General features: G+C 68.8%; 22 protein-coding genes. 11 read left to right on the top strand and 11 right to left on the bottom strand.

The genetic code is table 11. The features are described from left to right. Nucleotides 1-256: 256 nt before the first annotated feature. The 3 genes from ACIBF5_RS20615 (at nucleotide 257) to ACIBF5_RS20605 (ending at nucleotide 2,866) form a co-directional block, all read left to right on the top strand. Entirely contained in the window at nucleotides 257-1,288 is a 1,032-nt protein-coding gene (locus ACIBF5_RS20615) for a fatty acid desaturase family protein (protein ID WP_396813887.1), read from the top strand. Between the two features lie 127 nt (nucleotides 1,289-1,415). After that, a complete protein-coding gene (locus ACIBF5_RS20610) occupies nucleotides 1,416-1,709 on the top strand; it encodes a 4a-hydroxytetrahydrobiopterin dehydratase (protein ID WP_396813884.1) in 294 nt (97 codons plus the stop codon). Beyond that, nucleotides 1,706-2,866: an FHA domain-containing protein gene (locus tag ACIBF5_RS20605; RefSeq protein WP_396813883.1), complete on the top strand. Its 1,161-nt coding sequence runs from the start codon at nucleotides 1,706-1,708 to the stop codon at nucleotides 2,864-2,866. Before ACIBF5_RS20610 ends, ACIBF5_RS20605 begins: the two co-directional genes overlap by 4 nt. A gap of 186 nt (nucleotides 2,867-3,052) precedes the next feature. Here the strand turns inward: ACIBF5_RS20605 and rocD are convergent, their stop codons facing one another. From rocD to ACIBF5_RS20590, 3 genes are all read right to left on the bottom strand, one after another. Beyond that, nucleotides 3,053-4,252, bottom strand: coding sequence for an ornithine--oxo-acid transaminase (rocD, locus tag ACIBF5_RS20600; protein ID WP_396813881.1), 1,200 nt, complete (start codon nucleotides 4,250-4,252; stop codon nucleotides 3,053-3,055). An 11-nt stretch (nucleotides 4,253-4,263) separates the two neighbouring features. Further along, on the bottom strand, nucleotides 4,264-5,085 hold the full coding sequence (ddaH, locus tag ACIBF5_RS20595) for a dimethylargininase (protein ID WP_396813878.1): 822 nt from the start codon (nucleotides 5,083-5,085) through the stop codon (nucleotides 4,264-4,266). Between the two features lie 316 nt (nucleotides 5,086-5,401). Beyond that, nucleotides 5,402-5,764 (bottom strand): hypothetical protein, encoded by a 363-nt coding sequence (locus ACIBF5_RS20590; RefSeq protein ID WP_396813876.1) that lies wholly within the window; start codon nucleotides 5,762-5,764, stop codon nucleotides 5,402-5,404. Between the two features lie 103 nt (nucleotides 5,765-5,867). On the opposite strand from ACIBF5_RS20590, the gene ACIBF5_RS20585 reads away from it, so the two are divergent. From ACIBF5_RS20585 to ACIBF5_RS20565, 5 genes are all read left to right on the top strand, one after another. Then, nucleotides 5,868-6,296 carry a hypothetical protein gene (locus ACIBF5_RS20585; RefSeq protein WP_396813874.1) on the top strand — a complete coding sequence of 143 codons (429 nt, stop codon included), beginning with the start codon at nucleotides 5,868-5,870 and terminating at the stop codon, nucleotides 6,294-6,296. 74 nt (nucleotides 6,297-6,370) lie between these two features. Continuing rightward, nucleotides 6,371-7,615: a low temperature requirement protein A gene (locus ACIBF5_RS20580; RefSeq protein WP_396813871.1), complete on the top strand. Its 1,245-nt coding sequence runs from the start codon at nucleotides 6,371-6,373 to the stop codon at nucleotides 7,613-7,615. Between the two features lie 341 nt (nucleotides 7,616-7,956). Beyond that, nucleotides 7,957-8,625, top strand: a complete 669-nt coding sequence (locus ACIBF5_RS20575; protein ID WP_396813868.1) for a YceI family protein — start codon at nucleotides 7,957-7,959, stop codon at nucleotides 8,623-8,625. A 498-nt stretch (nucleotides 8,626-9,123) separates the two neighbouring features. After that, on the top strand, nucleotides 9,124-9,474 hold the full coding sequence (locus ACIBF5_RS20570) for an MmcQ/YjbR family DNA-binding protein (protein ID WP_396813866.1): 351 nt from the start codon (nucleotides 9,124-9,126) through the stop codon (nucleotides 9,472-9,474). Nucleotides 9,475-9,643: 169 nt separating this feature from the next. Beyond that, nucleotides 9,644-10,552 carry a phytanoyl-CoA dioxygenase family protein gene (locus ACIBF5_RS20565; RefSeq protein WP_396813864.1) on the top strand — a complete coding sequence of 303 codons (909 nt, stop codon included), beginning with the start codon at nucleotides 9,644-9,646 and terminating at the stop codon, nucleotides 10,550-10,552. A gap of 23 nt (nucleotides 10,553-10,575) precedes the next feature. Here ACIBF5_RS20565 and ACIBF5_RS20560 read toward each other — a convergent pair whose 3' ends face one another. After that, entirely contained in the window at nucleotides 10,576-11,424 is an 849-nt protein-coding gene (locus ACIBF5_RS20560; protein WP_396813862.1) for a DUF4262 domain-containing protein, read from the bottom strand. Between the two features lie 435 nt (nucleotides 11,425-11,859). Here ACIBF5_RS20560 and ACIBF5_RS20555 point away from each other — a divergent pair, with 435 nt between their 5' ends. From ACIBF5_RS20555 to ACIBF5_RS20545, 3 genes are all read left to right on the top strand, one after another. Continuing rightward, a complete protein-coding gene (locus tag ACIBF5_RS20555) occupies nucleotides 11,860-12,483 on the top strand; it encodes a TetR/AcrR family transcriptional regulator (protein WP_396813861.1) in 624 nt (207 codons plus the stop codon). 277 nt (nucleotides 12,484-12,760) lie between these two features. Further along, nucleotides 12,761-13,570: an Fpg/Nei family DNA glycosylase gene (locus ACIBF5_RS20550; RefSeq protein WP_396813860.1), complete on the top strand. Its 810-nt coding sequence runs from the start codon at nucleotides 12,761-12,763 to the stop codon at nucleotides 13,568-13,570. Nucleotides 13,571-13,741: 171 nt separating this feature from the next. Continuing rightward, a complete protein-coding gene (locus ACIBF5_RS20545; protein ID WP_396813858.1) occupies nucleotides 13,742-14,926 on the top strand; it encodes a low temperature requirement protein A in 1,185 nt (394 codons plus the stop codon). A gap of 23 nt (nucleotides 14,927-14,949) precedes the next feature. Here ACIBF5_RS20545 and ACIBF5_RS20540 read toward each other — a convergent pair whose 3' ends face one another. From ACIBF5_RS20540 to ACIBF5_RS20510, 7 genes are all read right to left on the bottom strand, one after another. Beyond that, a complete protein-coding gene (locus ACIBF5_RS20540; RefSeq protein ID WP_396813856.1) occupies nucleotides 14,950-16,146 on the bottom strand; it encodes a low temperature requirement protein A in 1,197 nt (398 codons plus the stop codon). Between the two features lie 120 nt (nucleotides 16,147-16,266). Then, nucleotides 16,267-17,691 (bottom strand): WGR domain-containing protein, encoded by a 1,425-nt coding sequence (locus ACIBF5_RS20535; protein ID WP_396813854.1) that lies wholly within the window; start codon nucleotides 17,689-17,691, stop codon nucleotides 16,267-16,269. A 161-nt stretch (nucleotides 17,692-17,852) separates the two neighbouring features. Next, nucleotides 17,853-19,226, bottom strand: coding sequence for an FAD-dependent oxidoreductase (locus ACIBF5_RS20530; RefSeq protein ID WP_396813852.1), 1,374 nt, complete (start codon nucleotides 19,224-19,226; stop codon nucleotides 17,853-17,855). A gap of 3 nt (nucleotides 19,227-19,229) precedes the next feature. After that, nucleotides 19,230-20,534, bottom strand: a complete 1,305-nt coding sequence (locus tag ACIBF5_RS20525; protein WP_396813850.1) for a glutamate--cysteine ligase — start codon at nucleotides 20,532-20,534, stop codon at nucleotides 19,230-19,232. 275 nt (nucleotides 20,535-20,809) lie between these two features. Next, nucleotides 20,810-21,661 carry an enoyl-CoA hydratase/isomerase family protein gene (locus ACIBF5_RS20520; RefSeq protein ID WP_396813848.1) on the bottom strand — a complete coding sequence of 284 codons (852 nt, stop codon included), beginning with the start codon at nucleotides 21,659-21,661 and terminating at the stop codon, nucleotides 20,810-20,812. A gap of 57 nt (nucleotides 21,662-21,718) precedes the next feature. Continuing rightward, nucleotides 21,719-22,975, bottom strand: a complete 1,257-nt coding sequence (locus ACIBF5_RS20515; protein WP_396813846.1) for an MFS transporter — start codon at nucleotides 22,973-22,975, stop codon at nucleotides 21,719-21,721. A 92-nt stretch (nucleotides 22,976-23,067) separates the two neighbouring features. Next, on the bottom strand, nucleotides 23,068-23,643 hold the full coding sequence (locus ACIBF5_RS20510) for a TetR/AcrR family transcriptional regulator (protein ID WP_396813845.1): 576 nt from the start codon (nucleotides 23,641-23,643) through the stop codon (nucleotides 23,068-23,070). Nucleotides 23,644-23,720: the final 77 nt, after the last annotated feature.

Raw genomic sequence — 23,720 nt, 5'->3', positions numbered from 1 at the left:
GGGGGGGGGCCGGCGGCCGGCGCCGCCCCGGCGGGCGCCCGCGCGCCCGGGGCGCCGGCGCGGTGGCGCGCCGCCCCCCGCCCCCCCCCCCGCAGCCCCCCCCCCCCCCCCCCCCCCTTACGCCGCCGGCGGTAGGGCTGGCACTACCGCGCATTAGGGGGCTTCCTGGGTTACTCAGCGCAAGCTCGATCGCGAGACTTGGGTGAGCGCGCGTCGCCCGGCGCGTCATCGAATTCCGAGCATTCTGGGAGAAGTCATGACGGTCGGTGCGGTGGCGGAGCCTGCCCTTCGGCGAGGAAGTGATTACGCGCAGTTATCTCGACGGATCAGTCAGGCGGGTCTGCTGAACCGCCGACCCGGTTGGTACGTAGCCAAGATCGCGTTGACGGTGGGCCTCTTCGCCGCCGGCTGGGTCTCCCTTGTCCTGGTCGGCGACTCGTGGTGGCAACTACTCGTCGCGGTCCTCCTTGCGATCGGCTCCACCCAGGTCGCCTTCCTCGGACACGACGCCGGTCACCGGCAGATGTTCCGCAACCGTCGGGCCAGCGAGGTCGCCGGTCTGCTCGCCGCGAACCTGGCCGTCGGGCTGAGCTACGGCTGGTGGATCGACAAGCACAACCGGCACCACGCCAACCCCAACCACGAGGACCACGACCCCGACGTAGGCGCCGGAGCCCTGGTCTGGACCGACGAGCAGGCGCGCGAGCGGCGCGGCTTCGGCCACTGGCTGGCGCGGCACCAGGCGTACCTCTTCTTTCCCATGTTGACCCTGGAAGGCTTGAACCTGCACTACGCGAGCTTCCAGGGACTGTTCCGGGCACCGATGCGGTACCGGGCGGTCGAGGCCGTGCTGTTGGTCGCGCACGTGGCCGCGTACCTCGGTGTGGTCTTCGCCGTACTGTCGCCGGTCAAGGCACTGGTCTTCATCGCCGTACACCAGGGATTGTGGGGGGTCTACATGGGCTGCTCGTTCGCCCCGAACCACAAGGGGATGCCGGTGCTGACCGCCGAGGACGACCTCGACTTCCTCCGCAAGCAGGTGCTGACCTCCCGCAACGTCCGGGGCAGCCGGGTCGTCGACTTCGCGCTCGGCGGGCTGAACTACCAGATCGAACACCACCTCTTCCCGAGCATGCCCCGCTCGAATCTGCGCAAGGCCCAGCCGATCGTCCGGCAGTACTGCGCGGAACAGGGCATCCCGTACGAGGAGGCCGGCCTGCTCGACTCGTACGCCCAGGCGCTGCGGCACCTGCACAGTGTCGGAGCCGGACTGCGCGCCGACCGTTGACCCGTCCCGCGCCGAACGTTGATCCGTCCCGGGTCGGCCCGGTGCAGGCCGGGGTGGGTGCATCCGGTGGGTGCGCCGGCCCCGGTTGCCCTCCCCGGGCGGGAAGTGCGGCGGTAAGGTCTGCCTCATGGCAGAGGTGCTGGACGCCGAGGCGGTGCGTGGTGAGCTGGAGCGGCTGGACGGCTGGTCCGGTCACCCCGCGATGATCACCCGTTCCGTCGAGCTGGGCAGTTTCCCGGAGGCGATCACGACGGTCGACCGGGTCGCGGCGGTGGCCGAGGAACTCAACCATCATCCGGACATCGACATCCGCTGGCGTACGGTGACCTTCCGGTGCACGACCCACTCCGTAGGGGGCGTGACCCGCCGGGACATCCAGCTCGCACAGCGTATCGACCAGATCCTCGGGGGAGCGGCGTGAGATTCGAGATCAGTAAGGTCCTCGACGCGATCGAGGGCCGGGTCTGCACCGATCCGTCGCTGGCCCGTGCCGTACTGGACCTGGCCGAGGTGGTGCGCTACACCGACTTCGACGGCGGCCGGCCGGCGAGCATGCTCCGGCTCGGCATCGTCATCGACGCACTCAGCCGGCAACTGGAAGAGGACAGCGTCCCGGTCTATCCGGTGGTGCACCGGGCGCTCCTCTCCGACGCCGACCTCACTTCCAACGAGCGCATGGTGGTCCGGCGGTGGGCCGATGACGGGCTGGTCGAGGTGTTGCCCAACCCGGTCGAGCGGATGCTGGAGCTGGCCGACCTGCTCGGCCTGCCGGTGCTCAGCCGGATGCGGTTCGACGGCATGCTCGGGCGCTACCCCTGGCTGAGTTCGCAGCCCGGCCGCCTGCTCGCCCCGGTGAACAGCCCGAACGGGCCGACCCTGGTGGCCCAGGCCGGTGGCAAGGCGGTATGGACCTCGCCCGGCCCGTCCCCGACCGGGGCGAAGCTGCTGTCCCGGCTCTGGCGTTGCCCCGAACCGGGCTGCGTGCTGTTCGGCGATGGTGGCGGTGGGGGCGGCGGTTCCTTCGCCGATCTGGCCCGGTCCGACCGCGAACCGGGCGGGCAGCCCCCGCCCACGCTGCGCGGCGGCGCCCCGAGCTGCCCCCGGCACGACCGCCGTCTCACCGACGCCGGCCCCCGGCCGGACGCCGAGGTGCTCTCGGTCCGCGTCGGTGGCCAGGTACGTCGTCGTTTCGTGGTTTCCGCAGACCGACCGGTGATGGTCGGCCGCGCGCCGGAGGAGTCCGGTGGGGTCGTGCTCGGCCAGTGGCTGAGCGAGGAGGCCCGGCGTTGGATCAGCCGCAACCACGTCCGTTTCGAGTTGCGCGGCGGCGACCTGGTGGCGTTCGACGTGAGCACCAACGGTTCGGGTGTCCGGCCCGGTGGTTCGATGGACGAGGACGACCGGATCGCGTTGAAGCAGCAGGCCAACCGGGTGCTGCGCGGCGGTGACATCGTCGAGCTGTACCCCGGTGTCCAGATCGGTCGGTCGTCGAACTGGACCTCCGGCGGGGTCATCAACCCCACCTCGGTGATGGCCGAGGCGCCGACGATGGCGATGCGGGTCATCGAGCGCCCCTGAGTGCAACCTTCGCGTACGTGGAAAGCGGTCACCCGGGTTCGGGTGACCGCTTTCCACGTACCGGTTCGTCAGGTGATCGGCCCGTTCATGCAGATGCGGGGAGCCCGAACCACACATCTCAAGCGGTCAGCCCGATTCGTCAACTCGACTGTCTCCTGACCGGTTCGTCGAGGTGACTCCCCGGTCTCAGCTCAGGATGGCGCGAAGCTGCTCGACGGCGAAGTCCAGCTCCTCGGGCTCGACCACCAGTGGCGGGGCCAGCCGGATGGTCGAGCCGTGGGTGTCCTTGGCGAGCACGCCCCGGTCGGCCAGCCGTTCGCACGCCTGTCGGCCGGTCATCAACGACGGGTCGATGTCGATCCCGGCCCAGAGGCCACGGCCGCGTACGGCGACGAGGCCCTCGCCGACCAGCCCACCGAGTGCCGTGTGCAGCCGAGCGCCGAGTTCGGCCGAGCGGCGTTGGAACTCGCCGGTGGCGAGCAGCCGCACGACCTCGGTGGCGACCGCGCAGGCCAGCGGGTTGCCGCCGAAGGTCGAACCGTGCTCGCCTGGGCGCAGCACGCCGAGTACGGACGTGTCGGCGGCGACCGCGGAGACCGGCACGATGCCGCCGCCGAGCGCCTTGCCGAGCAGGTACATGTCCGGCTTGACGTCCTCGTGGTCGAGGGCGAACGTGGTGCCGGTCCGGCCCAGACCGGACTGGATCTCGTCGGCGAGGAAGAGCACGTTCTGTTCGGTGCAGAGCTGCCGTACGCCCGGCAGGTAGCCGGTCGGCGGCACCACCACGCCCTGTTCGCCCTGGATCGGTTCGAGCAGTACGGCGACGGTGGTCTCGTCGATCGCCTCGGCCAGCGCGGTGAGATCCCCGTACGGGACGATCCGGAAGCCGGGGGTGTACGGCCCGAAGTCGTTGCGGGCGTCCGGGTCGGTGGAGAAGCTGATGATGGTGGTGGTCCGGCCGTGGAAGTTGCCGTCGGCGACGACGATGGTCGCCTGGCCCGCCGGTACGCCCTTGACCTGGTACCCCCACTTGCGCGCGACCTTGATCGCGGTCTCCACGGCTTCGGCGCCGGTGTTCATCGGCAGGACGAGTTCGGTGCCGCAGAGGTCGGCCAGCTCGTGACAGAAGTCGGCGAACTGGTCGTGGATGAAGGCGCGGCTGGTCAGGGTGAGCCGGTCGAGCTGTTCGTGCGCGGTGGCGATCAGCTTCGGGTGGCGGTGGCCGAAGTTGAGCGCCGAGTAACCGGCCAGGCAGTCGAGGTAGCGCTTGCCGTCGACGTCGGTCACCCAGGCGCCCTCGGCGGAGGAGATCACCACGGGCAGCGGGTGGTAGTTGTGCGCGGTCCAGCGTTCCGCGTCGCGTACCGCCCCTGGGGTGAGCAGCATGTCGTCCACGATCACTTGCTTGCCTCTCGCTTCCGCAGCACCAGGGTGCAGCACTTCGGTCCGCCGCCCGCTTTGCGTAGCTCGGACAGATCAATGCCAATTGTCGCGTATCCGCGCTCCCGAAGTTGGGCAGCCAGGCCGGTCGCCTGGGCCGGAAGCACCACGTTCCGTCCGTCGCTGACCGCGTTCAGACCGAGCACCTCGGCGTCCGCCGCGTCGGCCAGGACCGCGTCCGGGAAGAGCCGCCGCAGTACGGCCTGACTGCCGGCGGAAAATGCCTCCGGCAGGTACGCCACGGTCTGTTCGTCCAGCACGCAGAGCGCGGTGTCCAGGTGGTAGAAGCGCGGGTCGACCAGTTGCAGCGTCACCACCGGCCGGCCGAAGACCTCCTGCAACTGGGCGTGCGCCGCGTGGGTGGTGCGGAACCCGGTACCGGCCAGCAGCATCCCGCCGGCGAGCAGGATGTCGCCCTCGCCCTCGTTGACGTACTTGGCCTCGTGGACCGGGTACCCGGCCCGCTCGAACCACGACCGGTACGCGGGTGCCTCGTCGGCCCGCTGCGGGTCACGGAACTGGACGGCGAGCACCTCGCCGTCCACCACGGTCGCGCCGTTTGCGGCGAAGACCATGTCGGGCAGGCCGGGCACCGGTTCGATCTCGTCGACCGTGTGGCCGAGGTCGAGATACGTGCGGCGCAACGTCTCCCACTGCCGGATGGCGAGCGCGGCGTCGACCGGAGCGCTCGGATCCATCCACGGATTGATCGCGTATTCGACGGCAAAATATGTGGGCCGGCACATCAGGTAGTGCCGGCGGCTGCTATCCAGCGTCATGCCCTGCTCCCAGTGGTCGGGCGCGCCCGGCCGGGGTCGGCTCACGGGCTGGCGCGTAACCCAACGCTATGCGGCCGGGCCTGGCCGGAACCACTGGGAGAAGTTGCGTTGTGCGACGGATCGTTGCGTCTGAAGCCGCCCCTTGCGGCGATTCGTTGCGTCAGGTGATCGGCAACCCGGTCACCCGGTGTCGCCGGTCATCGCTGAGGGGGCGGCGTGGACGCCGCCCCCTTCATCGACTCAGCTCTGGCGGTGAACCACCCCCGGCGAGCTACGCCCGAGCGGTGCACCACCGCTCTGGCGTCATATCTGCCCCCTAGAAACGGTCCACAAACTGTGAGTCGAGCCACTCGCGGAACCGCAGCACCCAGTCCCCGTCCGTGGTCGGCCAGGTGAACTGCCCGGTCATCGCGAGGATGCCCAGGACCACCGCGCCGAGCCCCAACACCAGGCCGAGCAGCGCGTCGGACTTGCCGGCGACGTGTCGGCGACTGGTGGCCGAGACGCCGGCGACACCGAGCAAAGCGCCGATCGCGCCGATCGCGATGCCGTACCCGGCGAGGGCACCGGTCAGCACGAAGAGGGCCGCGGCCACGCCGAGGATCAGGCTCAGGGTGGCGAGCAGGCTGGCCCGGGGACGCGGGCCCGCCGGCGGCACCACGGTGGGCTCGCGGTCCACCCGCTCGGTGCCGGTCGTCCGGTCGAGGCTCCGGTCGCGACGGTCGTCCCGGGGTACGTCCTCTCGGGCGGGGCGACCGTCGACCCGCGTGTCGTCGTCCTGGGTGACACTCGTACGTGGGCGGTTGATGACCGGTGCGGTCGCCGAGCTGGCCGACGAACTGCGGTACGTCGCCCGCTCACCCGGCGGAGCCACCGCGCCCGGCGGAGCCACCACACCGGTGGCGCCCGCCTGCCCGCTGTCGGTCGTCGGCGCACTGTCGGTCGTCGGCGCGGACGTCACCGTCGACTCCGGCTCGGTCGACGCCGCTGTTCGCCGCGAGAGCGAAGGAATTCTGACCACCACACACCTCCTGGTCGGAGCGCGGCTACCTACGCCTGTTCGCCGGTGCCCACGCGGTTACGAGCATCGGAGTACCCCGATCTCCGAACCGCCAACCACCCAGGCCGGGGGCCGCTGTGTCGCGGAGCAGCGTCGGCGCCACGTACTGGTCGCCACCACGCTGGCCACGCTCCCGGTGCTCGTACCCTGACCTGCGGCAACACGCGGACCTGGTGCCGTTCCCGCCGTTACCATCGGCCTGGCCACAGTGGTTGAGCTGGGCCGATGCGGTCGGAGGCCGATCAGGTGGCGGATATCGGGGAGAGCGTGCGGGGCCTGCGGGGCTCCGAGGGACGCGGCCGGGTCACGTTCGTCGAACTGTTCTTCGACCTGATCTACGTACTCGCGGTCACACAGTTGACCCACCTCCTCCTCACCCACCTGACTCCTCTCGGCGCGGTGCAGACCCTGTTGCTGTTGCTGGCGATCTGGTGGGCCTGGGTGGACACCGCCTGGGTCACCAACTGGTTCGACCCGGACCAGTTGGGTGTCCGACTGATGTTGGTCGTCCTCATGTTGCTCAGCCTGATCGTCTCGGCGTCACTGCCGCAGGCGTACGGGGAGCGGGGCATCTGGGTCGCCGGGGCGTACGCGGCGATCCAGGTCGGGCGGAACGTCTTCGTCATACTGACGCTGGGTCGGCCCGGCACTGGAGCGGCGACGGAGTCGGCGGAGCAGAAGCGCCAACGGCTCGGGCTGCGGCTCAACTTTCAGCGTTTGCTGGTGTGGAAGGCTGTCTCCAGCGCGCTCTGGGTGGCGGGTGGCCTCTCGCACGGGCCGACCCGGCTCGCGTTCTGGGCCGCCGCCGTGGTGATCGAATACCTCGCCGCCATCGCCGGCTTCTGGGTTCCCGGAGCGGGCAAGTCCACCCCGGCGGACTGGCCGGTCAACGGCCGGCACCTCGCCGAACGCGGGCAGCTGTTCATCCTGATCGCACTCGGCGAATCGATCCTGATCACTGGTACGGTCTTCGGGGCCCGTCCGGCCGAGGCGCTGCACCTGCTCGCGTTCACCGTTTCGTTCGTGGGCAGTGTCGCCCTCTGGTGGCTCTACTTCGACCGAGGCGCCGAGGCCGCCAGCGCGGCGATCGACCAGTCGGAGAACCCGGGGCAGATCGGCCGCTCGGCGTACACCTATTTCCAGTTGCCGATGGTCGCCGGCATCATCGTCGCCGCGGTCGGGGACGACCTCGTCATCGCCCATCCGGGCGGCCATGCCGACACCGTCACCATCGTCACCGTGCTCGGCGGGCCGGCCCTCTTCCTTGCCGGACACCTGCTCTTCAAACGTTCCGTCTTCGCCACCTTCTCGCTGCCCCGGTTGCTCGCCATCGTCGCGCTCGCAGCCCTGGTGCCGGTGGGACCGAACGTGTCGCCGCTGGCTCTGTCCGCCATCGCCACCCTGGTGGTGGCCGGTGTCGGGGTCTGGGACGCGATCCGGCATCCGCGCCGTCAGCCGATCCTCGGGTGAGCGTTATCACGTGCGCGGGTCGACGCCGGTCCTCGGCACCGATGCGCGCCGCGATCGAATTCCGTCGAATTCGGCCGTCGGCAACTTCCTTCCAGTGGCTGATTTGTCAGGGGAAATGACCGAAATGCCGTGCGAATTCGCCGTCGGACGCACCTTCTTCCCGAGCGAGGGGTTTGTCAAGATCCACCGTTCGGTGGAGCCCGGAAAGCGGCCCCGAAGCGTCCTTATGCTGGGCTGCGGGTGCACGGGTCCGATCGACTCGCCTACCCGCGGGCTCCTGTGGCGCGCTGGCAAACACCCGGGAACAACTCGGGGGGAAGACAACCGGGGAAGGCAACACGATGACCGACTTCGCCACACGTACCTGGGAAGGCATGACCATCCCGGCTGCCGGTTCCTATTCTCTGGATCAGTCGCACAAGCGGATCGGTTTTGTGGCCCGACACATGATGGTGAGCCCCGTACGGGGGGAGTTCGCCGAGGCGACCGCCCATATCCACGTGGCGGCGGACCCCTTGGCCTCCTCGGTGAGTGCGACGATCCTGGCGGCGAGCCTCACCACCGGGAGCAACGATCGGGACACCCACCTGAGGAGTCCCGACTTCCTCGACGTGGAGCGCTATCGGACGCTCGAATACCGGAGTACGGGCATCAAGTGGGAGCGCAACGAAGACCCGATCTTCGCCTGGGCCCGGTTGAGGAACCACCGGTTGGGTCAACGGGGCGCGGGGCGCGAGGTACTGCCGCACGCCGTCCAGACGCCCGGACGATTCGTGCTCACCGGAGAGTTGACGGTCAAGGGGATCACTCGGGCGGTCGACCTCCAGGTGGAGTTCGGGGGTGCCCGTCGTGATCCCTACGGGCAGGACATCTTCGGCTTCAGTGCGACCGCGGACGTCGACCGCGAGGACTACGGACTTCTCTGGAACGTGGTTCTCGAAAGCGGCGGAGTTCTCGTCGGCAAGACGGTACGGATCGAGATCGCCGGTGAGGCGATCCGTCAGTCCTGAACCGCCCGAGCGCAGCCACCCCGCCCATGGTTCGAGGGCTCATTCGGACTTGAGCATGATCTGCACCCAGTTGTGCCGCGGCGCTGAGCCGATCCCCAGGTAGAGCTGGTCCGAGGTGACGCGGTCGGTCACCGCGAGTGCGCCGTAGCCCACCACGAGTGCACCAAGCCCACCGTGACCGCGTCGTACCTACCCGTGTGCTCGTCGTACGCCACCCCGTTTTCCTGTCAGCACGTCGTGCGTCTCGGTCGAACGTGGGCACGCTGGATCCCTTCGCGTTGATCTGGCGGCGCCGGGCGTCGTCCCGCGACCGAGCCAGGGCGTCCGCCGACGGTATGGCGTGGATCCCGGCAGGCAAACCGGCCGGCGATCGTTGAACGCTCACCGGCGGAGCTACGTGTACCCAGTGATCCTCACTCTTCCCTGGTGTTTGTCAGTGCGGGTCACGCGTGGTGTCGTACCGGCATGTGAACATGGCTGTCAGTAAGGGGGCCCGAGATGACGTGGGATGAGGTGCTCGAATACTGCCTGGCCAAACCGGGTGCCTGGCGGGACGAGCCGTGGGAGACCGACATCGTGGTCAAGGTCGGCGGCAAGATCTTCGCGTTTCTCGGCTCGGAGTCACGGACGGCGGTCGGGGTGAAGTGCGGTGCGGACCGCGAGATTGCCGACGAGTGGTTGCTCCGCCACCCCCATGACGCCTCGGTGATGGCCTACATCGGGCGGTACGGCTGGAACAGCCTGCGGATCGACGGCACCATCCCGGACGACGAACTCGTCGAGGCGCTCGACGCTTCCTACGAGGCGGTCCTGAGCAAGCTCCCGTTGAAAGACCGGCCAACCGCCTGACCAGGGCTTTTGTGAAGAGGCGGCAAAGATTCGGTACGGCGGCGATGGAGCCCGAACTGCCCGGGCCGTCAGCATCGTTCGCTGACCCGAACCACATACTTCCTTCGTATCCGGCCGGTTCACTCCCTGACAGCTTCACGCGACGCGGGTCAAGGGAGAGGTTGGCGCAATGTTCGACTACCAGGGGCGGACAGGGTACGAAACAATCAGCGACGTCGATCGTAAGGAGTTCCACGAGCAGGGTTTCCTGCTGCTGCGGCAGGTGCTGACCGAGGAGCACCGGGCGGCGCTGGAGAAGGCGGTCGACCGGATTCACGACCGGATGGCCACGGCGGGCAACACCGCGAAGAACGGGACCCTGCACCTGCTCGGTTTCCTTGAGCGGGACGAACTCTTCGGCGAACTACTCACCCACCCGACGACGTTCCCGTACATCTGGGGGCTGCTCGGCTGGAACATCTACACCCACCACAACCACCTCGACGTGACGCCCCCGGAGCCGGCCGCCGAGGCGGAGCGGCCCTACTGGGGCTGGCACCAGGACGGCTACCGGCAGAACTCCGATCCGGAGACGTTGGATCCCGACCAGCCTCGGCCGATGTTCTCACTGAAGGTCGCGTACGTGCTCTCCGATCTCTCGGAGACCGGCCGGGGTGCCACCAAGGTCATCCCGGGTAGTCACACCAAGAACTCGCTACCCCGCCCGGCGGATCTCTCGGTGCACCACCCCGACCCGGAGGGCACGGTCGAGATCACCGCCAACCCCGGCGACGCGTTCGTCTTCGACCGCAGGCTGTGGCACTCGCGGTCGATCAACCGCTCCAGCATCACCCGCAAGATGCTCTTCGTCGGTTACACGTACCGCTGGATCCGTCCCCTCGATGACCTGCACCTCGACCAGGACGGCCCGTGGTGGGCAGCGCGTACGCCGGTGCAGCGGCAGTTGCTGGGGGAGAGCACCCACACGGCCAACCACTGGGGCGTCAACTGGGACGGGTACGTGGACGACGAGATCCCGCTGCGCCGCGAGCTCAAGCAGCGCCGGGGCCTCGACCGCACCATCCCCTGGCTCCGTTGACCCGGAGCCGGTCCGCTCGGCGGCTAACGGGGCCGGGCGGAGTCCCACGCACGTTGGCTCGCCCGGCTGTCGCCGGGTGACTGGCGGGCGCGGAGCCAGACCTGTTCGTCGCCGCTGATCGCGACGTGTCCCTCACCGAGATCGGCGGCGGCGGCGACCTGCGGGTACCGCACGACCAGGTCACCGAGGAAGGCCAGGCACAGGTCGTCGGCGTCGTAGCCGCGTTCGTCGAGCACGTCGTACGCGCCCTCGTCCAGGCTGATCCGGGTGATCGGACGCTCTCCGTCGAGCACCGCGGTGGTGGTCAGCGCCCAACTGTCCGGGCCGACCGGGAAGGGAAAGTCCGGCTCCAACTCGCCGACCAGCCGCCATGCGCCCACCGGGTGCTCCGAGACGGGCAACCAGGCGAATGCCTGCCGGTTGCGACTGCTCGCGCTGGCCTGCTCCGCCCAGGGCCAGCGGCCGTCCCGGTCCGGCCAGACCAACTGGAGGACGGGGACGGCGAAGCCGTCGTAGAAGCGGTGCGCGGTGCCGAACAGGGCATTGCGCCACGAGTCATGCACCGGCCGCAACTGGGTCGGGAAGCCCTCCAGGACGCCTTCGAACGGTTCCCCGGGCTCGGGCCAACCCTGTTCGCGTCCGAGCGCCACGCACGCGTTGAGCCAGTGCTGCATGTTCTCGCCGTCGAGCCCGAACATCACGATCTCCGGTCGGCGGAACGAGTGCCACAGCCCGACCGTGTACGCGAAACCGATCCCGCCCTCGACCCGCAGCGCCGACCAGCCGTGCTCCTGGATGGTGGCGAGGACCTTGTCGTCCCGTCCGGCGGAGGCGTCGGCGCAGATCAGACAGGGGCAGGAGGAGTCGGTCACCCCGCGACTCTACCGACGCCCCGGCGGGCGTGCCCGGCCTGGTCAGGGCGGTCCACACCCGGGTTTCCGCCGAGGCAGTTCGGGCAGCTCCAGCGGGCGCGTACGGTGCTCGCACGCGTTCCCCGTACGCATTTGTCGGAGTTGGCGAGCGGTGCCGGTTACTACGACCAGGCCCACATGACAGCGGAGTTCCGGCGTCTCATGGGCGTACCCCGGGTGCCTTTCTCGCCGGGTGCCGGCCCACGGCCGGCGACTGCCGCGACGGGCATTGACGATCGTGGGGCGCTCCAGCGGACATTGGCGATCTCCGGATACCCCGCCCGGGCGCCGCCGGACCCTCGCGACCTGGGTCGGTACGCAATGATGCCTATGTTGTTGCGCGCTCCCAACTGGAGGTCATCGGTGTCCCCTCGTTCCCCTCGGGTGAACGTCCAGATGCGCCATCGGTCCCAGGAACGGATCATCGGTGCGGCGTTGGAGGTCTTCGCGGCTCACGGATACGAGGGAGCGACCATCTCCCAGATCACCGAGCGGGCGCAGGTGTCCCGGGGGCTCATCTCCTACTACTTCGCCTCCAAACGTGACCTGCTGGAGGCGGTCCTGGGGCGCTGGCTGGACAGCGTGCTCTCGATGCTGGACGACCAGGGCGAGGACGTGCCGGCGGACCGGTTGCTCGCCGTCGTGATCGACCGGGCTCTGCTCGGCGCCCGCGAGTTCCTCGGTATGCAGCGGTTGATGCTCTGCCTGATGCTCCAGCCCGGCACTCGTGAGGTGTTCGCCAAGGTGGAGCGGTCACGTTCGGGCGCGGTACGGGCCTTCGAGGAGCGGCTGCGCGCGATCTTCAAGGCGCGGGGGGCGGCTGACCCGGCGTTGGAGGAGGTGCTGTTGCGCAGCGTGCTCGAAGGTGTGGTCTACAAGCTCGCCGTGTACGAGAACACCTACCCGCTCGCGGACGTCCGGCCCCGGTTGTACGAGCTCTATCAGTTGGGGGAGCCGTCGCCGCTGCCGTTGCCACCGGACGACTTCCGGGTCACCGACGGGTTGCGTACCCCCGTCTGACGGTGGCCGTCCGCTCGCAGACCGTCGACTTGCCAACGCCCGGTTGACTAGCTGATGATCGGGCTCGTAGGGTCGTGTCGACAATGGACTGGACGGACGTACAGTCAACCGTCGCCGCGACCCCAGTGCCCCCTCGCGCCTCCGCCATGGCCGAGGGGGCACTGGCTTTGTAAGGAAGGGCCCCCTCTTATCGTTTTCGGTAGAGGAAGGGCCCCCTGTTAACCCACGCCGTGGGTGAGGGGCGGCCGAGGCGGCAGACCGCATAGGCTTGGTCACCATGCCTGAGGGACACACCATCCACCGGCTCGCGGCACGCCACCGGGCGCTCTTCGCGGGCGACAAGGTGCTGGTCGACAGCCCTCAGGGCCGGTTCGCCGAGGGGGCGGCGCTGCTGAGCGGCACGGTCCTGGAGGGCACCGAGGCGTACGGCAAGCATCTGCTCCATCATTACGCCAACGGCGTGAGCCTGCACGTCCACCTCGGGTTGTACGGCAAGTTCGCCGACGGTGACGGCGAGCCGCCGGACCCGGTCGGGCAGGTCAGGCTGCGGATGAGCACCGACCGGCACTGGCTGGAACTGCGCGGGCCGACCGCTTGCGAGGTGCTCACCCCGCCCGAGGTCGAGGCGCTGCGGCTTCGGCTCGGCGCCGATCCGCTGAGGCGCGACGCCGACCCCGACGCCGCGTACGGGCGGATCGGGCGCAGTCCGACCCCGTTGGCGGCGCTGCTGCTGGACCAGACGATCGTGGCCGGCACTGGTCTGATCTTCGTGACCGAGGCGCTCTTCCGGGCCGGCACGCATCCGCGCATGTCCGGGCAGCGGCTGACCGGGTCCGGCTGGGCGGCGCTCTGGGACGATCTCGGGGAGTTGATGTGGTCCGCGGTGGCGACCGGTCGGATCGATACCGTACGCCCGGAGCACCTGCCGGAGGCGATGGGTCGTGCGCCCCGGGTGGACCGGCACGGCGGCGAGGTGTACGTCTACCGCCGCGCGGGTCAGCCCTGCCACGTCTGCGGTACGCCGATCAGCCAGGGCGAGTTGGTCGGGCGCAACCTGTACTGGTGCCCCACCTGCCAGCCGCGCTGACCGGGCGGGCCGACGCCGAGGGCGGAGGACCCGACCAGTCAGTTCTCGCCGGGGCCGGGAGCGAGCGGTTTAGCTGCCGGACAACGGCCTGTTTTATATCTTTACGGAGGTAGGAACAAGACCAGGAATGGGCGCCTCTCGCTGGTCCGGCGTGCATAGGAGGCAGCCGCCGTGACGTCGAGTCCGCTACCACGGATCCTGCGTAAGGGGGACGAGCCCGAGTACCCCACGTTCCTGGAACTCTTCTTCGATCTGGTCTACATCTTCCTGCTCGCCCGTATCGCGGGTGCCCTGGCCGCCGACCCCAGCGTGCGTAACGCGGTGATGTTGTCGGTGCTGCTGGCCGCCGCGTGGTGGGTCTGGGTGCTGACGGCGTGGCTGACCGACCTCTTCAACCCGCAGATGCCGATCATCCAGGCGACGGTTCTCGCGGTCATGTTCGGCACCCTTGTCATGGCGATCTCAGTGCCCCGAGCGTTCGGCTCCGCCGGCTGGATATTCGTCGCCGGGTATTTCGGCATCCATCTCGCCCGCGACCTGGTGTTGATTCCGGGAACCCGGGTCAACCGCTACATCCAGGCCAGGAGTGTCCGGGTGTTCTTCTGGTTCGGCGTCACCGGTCCGTTCTGGGTGGCCGGCGCGCTCGTGGACGGCACGGCCCGGCTGGTGCTCTGGGCCGTCGCGGTCGCGGTGGACCTCGGCTCGGCGCGGGTCGGCTGGCCTACGCCGAGACTCGGTCGGACGGAACTCGCCAGCCAGATCTTCACCGGAACCCACCTTTCGGAACGGCACCGGGAGATCTTCATCATCGCGCTCGGTGAGTTGATCCTGACGACCGGGCTGGAACTCTCCCTCAGTGGCTTCGAGGCGGGTCGGGTCGTGGCCAGCGCGGTGGCGTTCCTCAACGCGGTGCTGCTCTTCCAGCTCTACTTCCACCGGGTCCGTCAACTGTTGGCACCGGCCAACGTCGCCCTGGTGGAGCGGGTCCGTTCCGGCACCTCCACCTCCTACACCCACCTCGTCATGGTGGCGGGGGTGGTGGTCATCTCGGCGAGCGACATCCTCGTCATCGGTCGCCCGTTCGGCGAGGCACCCACGAGCTGGGTCGTGCTGATTTTGGGCGGTCCGGCGCTGTTCCTGCTCGGGGGCTTCCTTTTCGATCTTGTGATGACCGGCCGGCTGCTCCGGTCTCGTGCGGTCGCGTTGGTCGTCCTGGGGGCGATCGGGCCCGTGATGCCCCTCCTCTCGCCGCTCATGATCATGATCTTGGCAAACCTGGTGCTGCTGCTGACCCTGCTCGTGGAGACGCTGGTCCGGACCACGTGGTTGAGTGGCCCGCCGGTCCCGGCGCCGTGATGTGTGTGGCGCCGGGATCTGTGTCAGGTAGGCCGGCTCAGTGCGGGCGGATGTGGCTCCCGGGGATGCTTCCGGGTGCTGAGCAGGTTGGCTGCCGCGATCAGGGCGAGAATGACCACGTCGATGATGGTGATCGTGATCGGCGGTATAAGGGGCGTCGTGGGTACCACCGCGGCGAGCATGACCAGCCCGACCAGCCGGGACCGGGAGACGTGCCCGAAGACGACGTAGTCGAGCAGTCCGCGGCCGAGCAGGAAGAGGGCCGGACCGCCGAGAAGCGCCGGCACCCAGTGCGGCGGCGTCGTACCGAACGGATGTTCGACGACGAGTTGACATGTCCCCGCCGTGAGGACGATGCCGGCCACGATCACCACGTGGATGGCGGCGGTGAACTGCCCGAGTCGGGAAGGGTCCGCCGACCGGGAGATGGCGATCGTCATCAGTTCGCCGGCGCGGTAGATGTAGATCCGCCACATCAGCACCGTCATCATGAATACCACCAGAACCGCCCACGCCTGGTCGATCCGCTGAGCTGTTGACTCGCCGAATGCCTTGCCGGTCACGAAGATGGACACGCCGAGCGCGATGATCACAAACTGCCGGTAACGCTCGGAGATCCGCTCACCGATCAGACGCCATTCACGAGAGTGGGAACGCCCGGCGTGGGGTACGGGCCAGCCGAACGCGGCGGCGAGGTACTCGATCCCGACCGCTGTCGCCCAGAGCACCCCCTGCGACGTGCCGCCGAGCAGCGCACCGACGATCCAGCCGACGCCGGCGATGGATTCCCAGAAAAGGACCCGGCGACCGCGAGTCGCCGACGGGCCGGTCCGCTCGATTAGGCAGTAGTAGAGGTTCGACGTGAGGTGGATCGCCACGTACGTGATCGCGAACAACACGCTGCGGTCGCCGTACGCGTCCGGGATCGCGGCGGCCAGCAGCAGGCTGGCCGCCATCACCCAGAGCACCTGCGGCTGGATCAGCGGCCGGGCCGGGTCGGCCCTGTTGCCCGCCCAGGCGGTCAGTGCCCAGATCATCGTGAACGCCAGCAGCAGCGTCAGGGTCTGACCGATGTTTGCCCAGCTCATGTGGTTGCCCAGCTTTATTGCGAGGCCGAGCAGAGCGGCGACGTAGGCCAGGTCGAAGAAGAGTTCCAGGAAAGCCGGCCGCTGCGGATTCTCGGAGGTCGAGGCCATCACCTCGGCGCCGCCCGTCGCCATCCATCACCCCGCCCGCCACCGGTCCACCGTTATCGCCGTAAACAGACACTAAGCGGTAGGAAGTAACGGTGTGTGGGGATCCGTTCGCGGACCACTCGGAGCCGGCCCGAGACCGGCGACTCAGCCGCGCAGCCGACGGATGTCCCCGTACGCCCGGTAGAAACCGCCACGGCCCGACTCCCGGACCTCCGAGACCAGATAGCGGGCACGCGGCTCGCGGATGCCCTTGGGAAACTGGACCAGCCAGTCGCGCCGGAAACCCGGCGTGAGGACATGGATGCGCAGCCGTCCGCCCTCCTCGACGCACTCCACCAGCACCCCGTCACCCTGGTCGTGGACCACCTCGACGGTGGTGGAGACCGGGACCGCCGGCATCCGGGGCGGCGCCTTCACATCCACCACGTCGGGCACGGTGCCCTGCTCGGCGGCCCGGATCGCCGGCTCGCTGGCGTCGACGCAGGCCAGCGCCCCGGTCGTGGTGACCAGATAGAGCCGCTCCTCGTGGTATTGCATGGAGTAGGCCGAGCCGCAGCCGGTGCCGAGCTTCCAGAGCCGGTTGCCGGCGGCGTCGAAGCAGTAGATCGACGAGTGGCTGTCCCCGGCGAAGACGAACTCGCCGTCCGCCGCCGTCGCACAGGAATAGACCGCGGCGTCGCAGCGGTAGGTCCGCTCGAACCGGCCGTCCTTGCTCAGCCGGGCCACCTGGTTCGTGGCCGTGCCCGCGTAGAGGGTGCCGGGCTCCTGCCAGCCGAAGAGGACCGCGCCGGTCGACTGGTGCCACACCTCACGGCCGGTCCGCCAGTCGTAACTGGTCACCCCACGAGAATGACCATGGTGTACGGCGTCCGCGTCGCACCGCACCATCCAGCCGCTCGAACCGTTGCCCTGCCGCCGCCAGAGGAACTCGTCCTCGTGGTCGATCGAGGCGATGCCGCCGCCGGAGTCCGAGACCCCGAGCACCCCGTCGTGGATGTCCAGCCAGTAGATGTCGATGTCGTCGGCGATCCGGTAGGCCAGCCGGGGCACCTTGCCGGAGATGTCGTAGACGTTGCCGTCGTCGCAGCCGGCATACCGCCAGTCGTCGTCGGCCACGATGCACTTCACCCCGTCGGGCAGCCGGTACTGCTGCATCACCTCGGCGTTGTGGTTCAACGCGGTGATCACCCCACGCTCGTTGCCGACCAGGCAGCCGTCCCGGTCGACGAAGATGCCGAACGCCGGGGCGCCCGAGTCGTAACGCCAGAGGACCGGGGCGCGCCGGGCGGTGGAACGGACACTGACGATCTGACGGCGGGAGACGCTGCGCTTCTGCCGTACCCCCGCGACGGCGGGGGCGTAGCCCTTGCGTACCTTCTCGCCGATCTTGCGGGACGCCTCCAGCCGGGCCCGTTCCGCGCTGGCGAAGCTGCTCCGCTTCACCTGGCCGCTGTCGCCGATCCGGCCATAGCGGACCGTCAGTTCCGAACCGTCGACGGTCACCTCGTAGAACTTGTGCGAGGTGCCGTCGGTCTCGGACAGTTCGAGGTACGTCTTCTCCTGGGACATCGGCGGGGCCTCCGGGGGTGGTGTGACTCGCGCCGGGTGGGGGGACACCGACGCACCAACGGCCCGAACCGTAGCCACCCCCACCGACAAGTTCGCGGCGTCCATCCCCCGGTTAGGAAGGGGCCCTTCCTATACCGAAAGCGATAACAGGGGGCCCTTCCTTACGTCGAGTGGAGGATGTCGACGGCTTTGCGGGCGGCGACGAGCACGGGGTCCCAGACGGGGGAGTACGGAGGTGCGTAGCCGAGGTCGAGCATCGACATCTCGTCCACGGTCATCTTGTTCCAGAGCGCCACGGCCAGGGTGTCGATCCGCTTCGCGGACTGGGACCGGCCGACGATCTGCGCGCCGAGCAGCCGCCCGGTGCCCTTCTCGGCGATCAGCTTGACCGTCATCTTCGCGGCGTCCGGGAAGTAGCCGGCGGTGTTGGTCGACTCCACGGTCACGGTGATGAACTCGAACCCGGCGATCCGTGCCTCCGGCTCCAGCAGCCCGGTCCGGGCCACCTCAAGGTCACAGACCCGGGTCACGGCCGTGCCGATGACACCCGGGAAGGTGGCGTACCCGCCGCCGATGTTGATGCCGGCGACCCGGCCCTGCTTGTTGGCGTGCGTACCGAGCGGTATGTAGACCGGCTGGCCGGTTGTCTTGTGCAGGGTCTCGACACAGTCGCCGGCCGCCCAGACCCCGGGTACGCCGATCACCCGCATCCGCAGGTCGGTACGGATGCCGCCGGTCGGGCCGATCGGCAGGCCGGCCTCCGCCGCGAGCCGCACGTTCGGGCGTACGCCGGTGCCGAGCACCACCACGTCCGCCGGGATGGTGACCTCGCTGGTCCGTACGCCGGAGACCCGGCCTCCCTCGGTGGTCAGGCCGGTGATGGTCACCCGGGTGCGTACGTCGATGCCGAGCCCGTTCAGCGCGTCGCGAACCATCCGGCCCATGTCCGGGTCGACGGTCGACATCGGCTGTTCACCCCGTTCGACCAGGGTCACCGCGAGCCCACGTTCGATCATCGCCTCGGCCATCTCGACCCCGATGTAACCGCCGCCGACGACGACCGCCCGTTTCGGCTTCGGATCCCCGTCCAGCCAGTGCCGCAGCGCCTTGCCGTCGTCGAGGGTCTGTACCCCGAAGACCCCACCCGCGTCGGTCCGTGCCCAGCCGGGCATGGTCGGCACCGCGCCGGCCGCGTACACCAGGTCGTCGAAGCCCTCCCGGACCTCGCGCCCGCCGTTCTCCAGGTCCCGTGCGACCACCTCGCGCCGCTCCAGGTCGATCTTGACGACCTCGTGTCGCAGCCGTACGTCGATCTGGTGTTCCCTGCGGTGCGTCTCCGGATCGCGGGTGATCAACTCGCGGTAGTCGACCAGGCCGCTGATCCAGTACGGGATGCCACAGGCCGAGTACGACGTGAAGTGCCCCCGCTCGAAGGCGATGATCTCCAGGTCGTCCCGGTCCCGACGACGACGCGCCTGGGATGCCGCGGACATACCGGCGGCGTCCCCACCGATCACTACCAGTCGACCAGCCATACCTTATTGTCGCTGTTCGGCAAGGTCACGACGTTGCTGTTCGGCGCGGTTGCCCGGGTACGGTTCGGCACGATCGCCCGAGCGCCGATCGCCGGAGCGCCGATCGCCCGAGCGCCGATCGGCCTCGTCGCCGCGGGTCTGCCGGGCCAGGTCGGCGACGACATCGGAGAGCTCACCCCGGCGGGCGTACGCCGCGCGTTGCCGGGTGGCGCCGGTGCCGTCCCGGCGCAGCCGGTCCAGTTGCGCCGTCACCTCGGGCAGGTCACCATGACGGTCCAGTTCCGGCCGTACCCGGTCGACCAGCTTCTCCAGCAGTTCCCACGCCGGCGTGGTGCCACCGCGTACCGGGTCGACGGCGAGCCCGTCCAGCCCGTCGTGCGCCGCCCGCCAGTGCGCGGCGGTGAGCAGGTGATGATCGATTCGCACCGGCTCGCGGCCCCGCTCGACCTCGCCGATCGCGTGGCCGACGAGCGACCGGACGAGCGCCGCGACCAGGATGGTGTCGTCCAGGCTCGGACAGACGTCGCCGATCCTGACCTCCACGGTGGGATAGCGCGCGGAGAGCCGGGCGTACCAGTAGACCATCCCCTCGTCGAGCAGCATGCCGGTCGAGACGAGCTGGTCAACCAGCCACTGGTAGTGCGCGTACGACTCCAGCCACGGGGTCGGCGCGACCGAGGGCCAGCGCTCCCAGAGCACCGAACGCCAGCTCGCGTACCCGGTGTCCCGACCGGCGTGGAAGGGGGAATTGGTGGTCACCGCGTGCAGGATCGGCAACCAGGGGCGCAGGTGGTTGAGCACCCGTACGCCGGTTTCCGGGTCGGGGATCCCGACGTGCACGTGCATGCCGTTGTTGCCCGGGCCGTCCACCAACGGGCCGAACTGCTCGACCATGCGGTGAAACCGGGGGTTGTCGAAGACCGGTGGAACCGGCCCGTCGACCAGCCCGGCTCCGACCGCGACCAGCCGTACGCCGGCAGCCTCGGCGGCGTCGGCCAGACCGACCCTGAGCAGCCCGAGCGAGTGGCGCAGCCCGCCCAGCTCCAGCCCGGGCGGGCTGCCGATCTCGATCTGGCTGGTCTGGAACTCGTGCTGCACCTGGCCCCGGAGTTCCTCGGGCACCCGTTCCAGGACCCGGTCGACCGCGGGTACCGCCACTCCGGTGTCCGGGTCGACGAGCAGGAACTCCTCCTCGACCCCGACCGTACGCAGGCCCGGCTGGTCGGCCGGAACCTCGGCCGCCGGGGTGCGCGCCGCCGTCTCCTGGGAAACCGCCGCACCCTGGGCCATCGCCACAATGCCGGCCATCGCCACCACCCGCCGTTCCGTCGTTGCCGTCGCGCCGACATCAGCGCCTGGCGACTCCGTTACCCAGCGCGGTCAGGCCGGGAAACGCGGCTCCGGCGTGGCGACACGCACACCGCACCAGTCGACCGACAACGCCGCGCCTGCACACCATTCGGCTACGTAGCACGAATCTCGTACACCCCCTCGTACACCCCCTCGGACGACCAAGGTCGCGTGAGGGGGTGTACGAGGGGGGTGCCCTGCGTTGTCTGTGCGGAGTGTGACGTTCGGGCCGACTAGTTCTTTTCGGTTACGGTCGCGTCGGCGCGGTATTCGGCGACGTGGCGCCCCAGGTCTCGTTCGACACCATCGGGCTGCTGAAACCCTCGTTCGAGCAGGGCTGCGATCCGGGCTACGGACTCGGACCGGCCGGCGGACTGGAAGAACGCATTGAGCCCGGCGGCGAACACCGAGTTGTCGTCAGGCAGAGTAGCTTCGTCGATGAATTTTTTCGCGCCTGCGACGGCATGTTTCTCGAAGCCGGCGATCCGTCGGGCGAATGCGTCGACGTGGGCGTCCAACTCGGCGTCGGGCACTGTGCGGTTCACGTAACCGATCCGTTCGGCGACCTCGGCGGGGACGTCCTCCGATCCGAGGACGATCTCCATCGCGCGGGCGCGTCCGACCAGGCGGGCGAGGCGGGTCATCGCGCCTCCGCCGGGCACCGCTCCGACGCCCACCTCGAACTGTCCGAGTATCGCCTTGTGGCCGGCGAAGCGGATGTCCGTGGCGAGGGCGAACTCGCTGCCGGCTCCCCGTGCACGGCCACGGATTGCGGAGATCGTGACAGCGGGGACGCGGCTCAGGCGTACGAAGTTGTCGATATAGGGGTGGAGCCCCGTCGGACCGGGAGCCATCGCGCCGACGCGGTCCGTGTCGGCGAAGACATCCCAGTGCGCGATGAAGTAGTCGGGGTTGGCGCTGTCGAACACCACGACCTTGAGGTCGGGAGCTTGTTCGATCGCCGCGACCAACTCGGCGAGCTGCTCCAGCGTATCCGCGTCCATCAGGTTGATGTCACCGTTGGAGAAGGTAATCCGCCAGTATGAGCTGTCGATTTCCGTGGTGGTGAATTGGCGCTTTGTCATGTCATACCTCATGGTGTTGAGTGGAAATGGATATGGGTGCTGCGGTATCGACGACGGTTACCGCGACGCCACCGGATCGCCGGCTTCCGCGGGAGTGCCCGCTTCGGTGCCGTGCTGGCGTTCGGGCGCGTCGTCCGGGGCCACCCGGCCGACGATGACGACGACGATGACGGCTAGTGCGAGCGCCGCCGCGCCGAGCCACATGGAACTGTGCAGGCTGATGAGGTCGACCGTCACCGAGCCGAGCAGCGAGCCGAGGGCGATTGACAGTTGGAAGACGCCGGTGTTCACCGCCTGTGCGGCTTCCACGAATCGGGTGGTGTTCGTGTGCAGCCACAACTGGGTGCAGACGGGCGCCATACCGATGGCGAGACCCCACACCAGCACCGCGATCGTCGTGACTGCGGCCTGGTGCGCGAAAGCCGCCGCAGCGGTCATCGCGAGGAGGAACACGATCGTGGTGATCAGGACGGCGCGGTGTCGGTGGCGTGCGGCGAGGGCTCCACCGACGAAGGTGCCGACCACGGTGAGTACGCCGTAGGCGAGAAGGAGGATGCTCAGGGAGTTCGTCCGGAGCCCGGTGAGCTGCTCCAGGTACGGGGTGATGAAGGTGTATCCCGCGTAGTGGCCGCCGACGACGAGCACGACGGTGAGCAGAATCGCCCGGACCTTGGGCATCGCCAGCAGTTGGCGGAACTGGCTGACCGCCACCGCGTTCTGGATGGGGATTTTCGGGAGCAGGGCGACTTGAATGAGAAACACGATGAGGGCGAGTGCGGTGGCTGCCCAGTAGGCGGTTCGCCAGTCGTAGTGGGCGCTGATGAAGGAGGCGGCTGGAACGCTGACTACGGCGCCGATCGAGATGCCACCGAGGACGAGTGACGACGCGGTGTGTACGCGATCGGGCGGCACCAGCCTGGCCGCTGCGGCGAGGGAAACCGCCCAGAACCCGCCGACCGCTAGGCCGAGCAGCACCCGGCCGGCGATGAGCACTGCGAAGTGTGATGCGACTGCCGAGATCGCCCCGGCGACGACGAGGAGCGCTGTCAGGGCGAGCAGGACCGCTCGGCGGTCGATCCGACGGATGACGACGGTGGTCAGTGGTGCGGCGATTGCGCCCAGTAGGGCGGTGGCGGTGATCGCCAGGCCGGCGGTTCCTTCGGAGACGCCGAATTCCCGGGTCATGTCGGGGAGTAGCCCGACCGGTAGGAACTCGGTGACGACGAGCGCGAACGCGCCGAGCGCGATGCCCACCACGGCGGCCCAGGAACCCCTGGACGGGGGAGGTGCGGGATACGGACCAGTCCGAGCCAAGACGGACACTCCTTCAGTCAGGGGGTTACGCACCAGTGATCCGCGCCCTGATCATAGGGGAACGATCGGTGCAGAATTTGGTCAAAAAAAAATCAGTCGAGCATGGTCATCATGTCTTCGACCATTCGCTGCAGTTGCGCCTGTGGCAGGCCGGTCCGAACCCTGACCCGTAGACCTACCCACGCATTGAACAGCGACAGTGCGAGACTGCGCGGATCATGCTTGGAGGCGATCGTGCCCGCGTCCTGGCCGCGTCGAACCAGGTCGAGCACGAGCTGCTGCTCGTACTCGAAGGTCCTGCCCACCCGCGCCGCCGCGTCGGAATCATGCAGGGCAAGCTCCGTCGCGCAGTTGACCGACAGGCAGCCGGCGGGATACCGCCCGATGTTCGCCACCGCCGACTCGAACAGTCCTCGCAGCGCCACCCGGGTGTCTGTCTCCCGCTCGGCGGCTTCGCGCTTGATTCGCACCACCGTGTCCGCGTACCGGTCCAGGGCCTTCAGGTACAGGGCTCGCTTGTCGCCGAACGTGTCGTACATGCTGCGCTTGTGAATGCCCATCCGCTCGACCAGGTCCTGCATCGAGGTCTTCTCGTAGCCCTGCTCCCAGAACAGGGTCATCGCACGATCAAGGACGACCTCCGGGTCGAACTCCTTCGGTCGAGCCATGGTCGTCCTCCTCTCGTGGGTCCGGGCAACTATTGGGAACGATCGGTACAGTACCCCCCGCGTGCGCGGGGCGCAAC

The sequence above is a fragment of the Micromonospora sp. NPDC050417 genome, from assembly GCF_044458865.1.
In the GTDB taxonomy this organism is placed as follows: Bacteria; Actinomycetota; Actinomycetes; order Mycobacteriales; family Micromonosporaceae; genus Micromonospora_G.
The sequence above is the reverse complement of the archived record's forward strand: the minus strand, read 5'-3'. Positions and strand labels throughout refer to the sequence as shown.

Coding starts and splice junctions, on each gene's coding strand:
- ACIBF5_RS20615 (WP_396813887.1), top strand. CDS start 257: ATGACGGTCGGTGCGGTGGCGGAGCCTGCCCTTCGGCGAGGAAGTGAT.
- ACIBF5_RS20610 (WP_396813884.1), top strand. CDS start 1,416: ATGGCAGAGGTGCTGGACGCCGAGGCGGTGCGTGGTGAGCTGGAGCGG.
- rocD (WP_396813881.1), bottom strand. CDS start 4,252: ATGCTGCTCACCCCAGGGGCGGTACGCGACGCGGAACGCTGGACCGCG.
- ddaH (WP_396813878.1), bottom strand. CDS start 5,085: ATGACGCTGGATAGCAGCCGCCGGCACTACCTGATGTGCCGGCCCACA.
- ACIBF5_RS20580 (WP_396813871.1), top strand. CDS start 6,371: ATGCGGTCGGAGGCCGATCAGGTGGCGGATATCGGGGAGAGCGTGCGG.
- ACIBF5_RS20575 (WP_396813868.1), top strand. CDS start 7,957: ATGACCGACTTCGCCACACGTACCTGGGAAGGCATGACCATCCCGGCT.
- ACIBF5_RS20570 (WP_396813866.1), top strand. CDS start 9,124: ATGACGTGGGATGAGGTGCTCGAATACTGCCTGGCCAAACCGGGTGCC.
- ACIBF5_RS20565 (WP_396813864.1), top strand. CDS start 9,644: ATGTTCGACTACCAGGGGCGGACAGGGTACGAAACAATCAGCGACGTC.
- ACIBF5_RS20555 (WP_396813861.1), top strand. CDS start 11,860: ATGCGCCATCGGTCCCAGGAACGGATCATCGGTGCGGCGTTGGAGGTC.
- ACIBF5_RS20550 (WP_396813860.1), top strand. CDS start 12,761: ATGCCTGAGGGACACACCATCCACCGGCTCGCGGCACGCCACCGGGCG.
- ACIBF5_RS20540 (WP_396813856.1), bottom strand. CDS start 16,146: ATGGCGACGGGCGGCGCCGAGGTGATGGCCTCGACCTCCGAGAATCCG.
- ACIBF5_RS20535 (WP_396813854.1), bottom strand. CDS start 17,691: ATGTCCCAGGAGAAGACGTACCTCGAACTGTCCGAGACCGACGGCACC.
- ACIBF5_RS20530 (WP_396813852.1), bottom strand. CDS start 19,226: ATGGCTGGTCGACTGGTAGTGATCGGTGGGGACGCCGCCGGTATGTCC.
- ACIBF5_RS20525 (WP_396813850.1), bottom strand. CDS start 20,534: ATGGCCGGCATTGTGGCGATGGCCCAGGGTGCGGCGGTTTCCCAGGAG.
- ACIBF5_RS20520 (WP_396813848.1), bottom strand. CDS start 21,661: ATGACAAAGCGCCAATTCACCACCACGGAAATCGACAGCTCATACTGG.
- ACIBF5_RS20510 (WP_396813845.1), bottom strand. CDS start 23,643: ATGGCTCGACCGAAGGAGTTCGACCCGGAGGTCGTCCTTGATCGTGCG.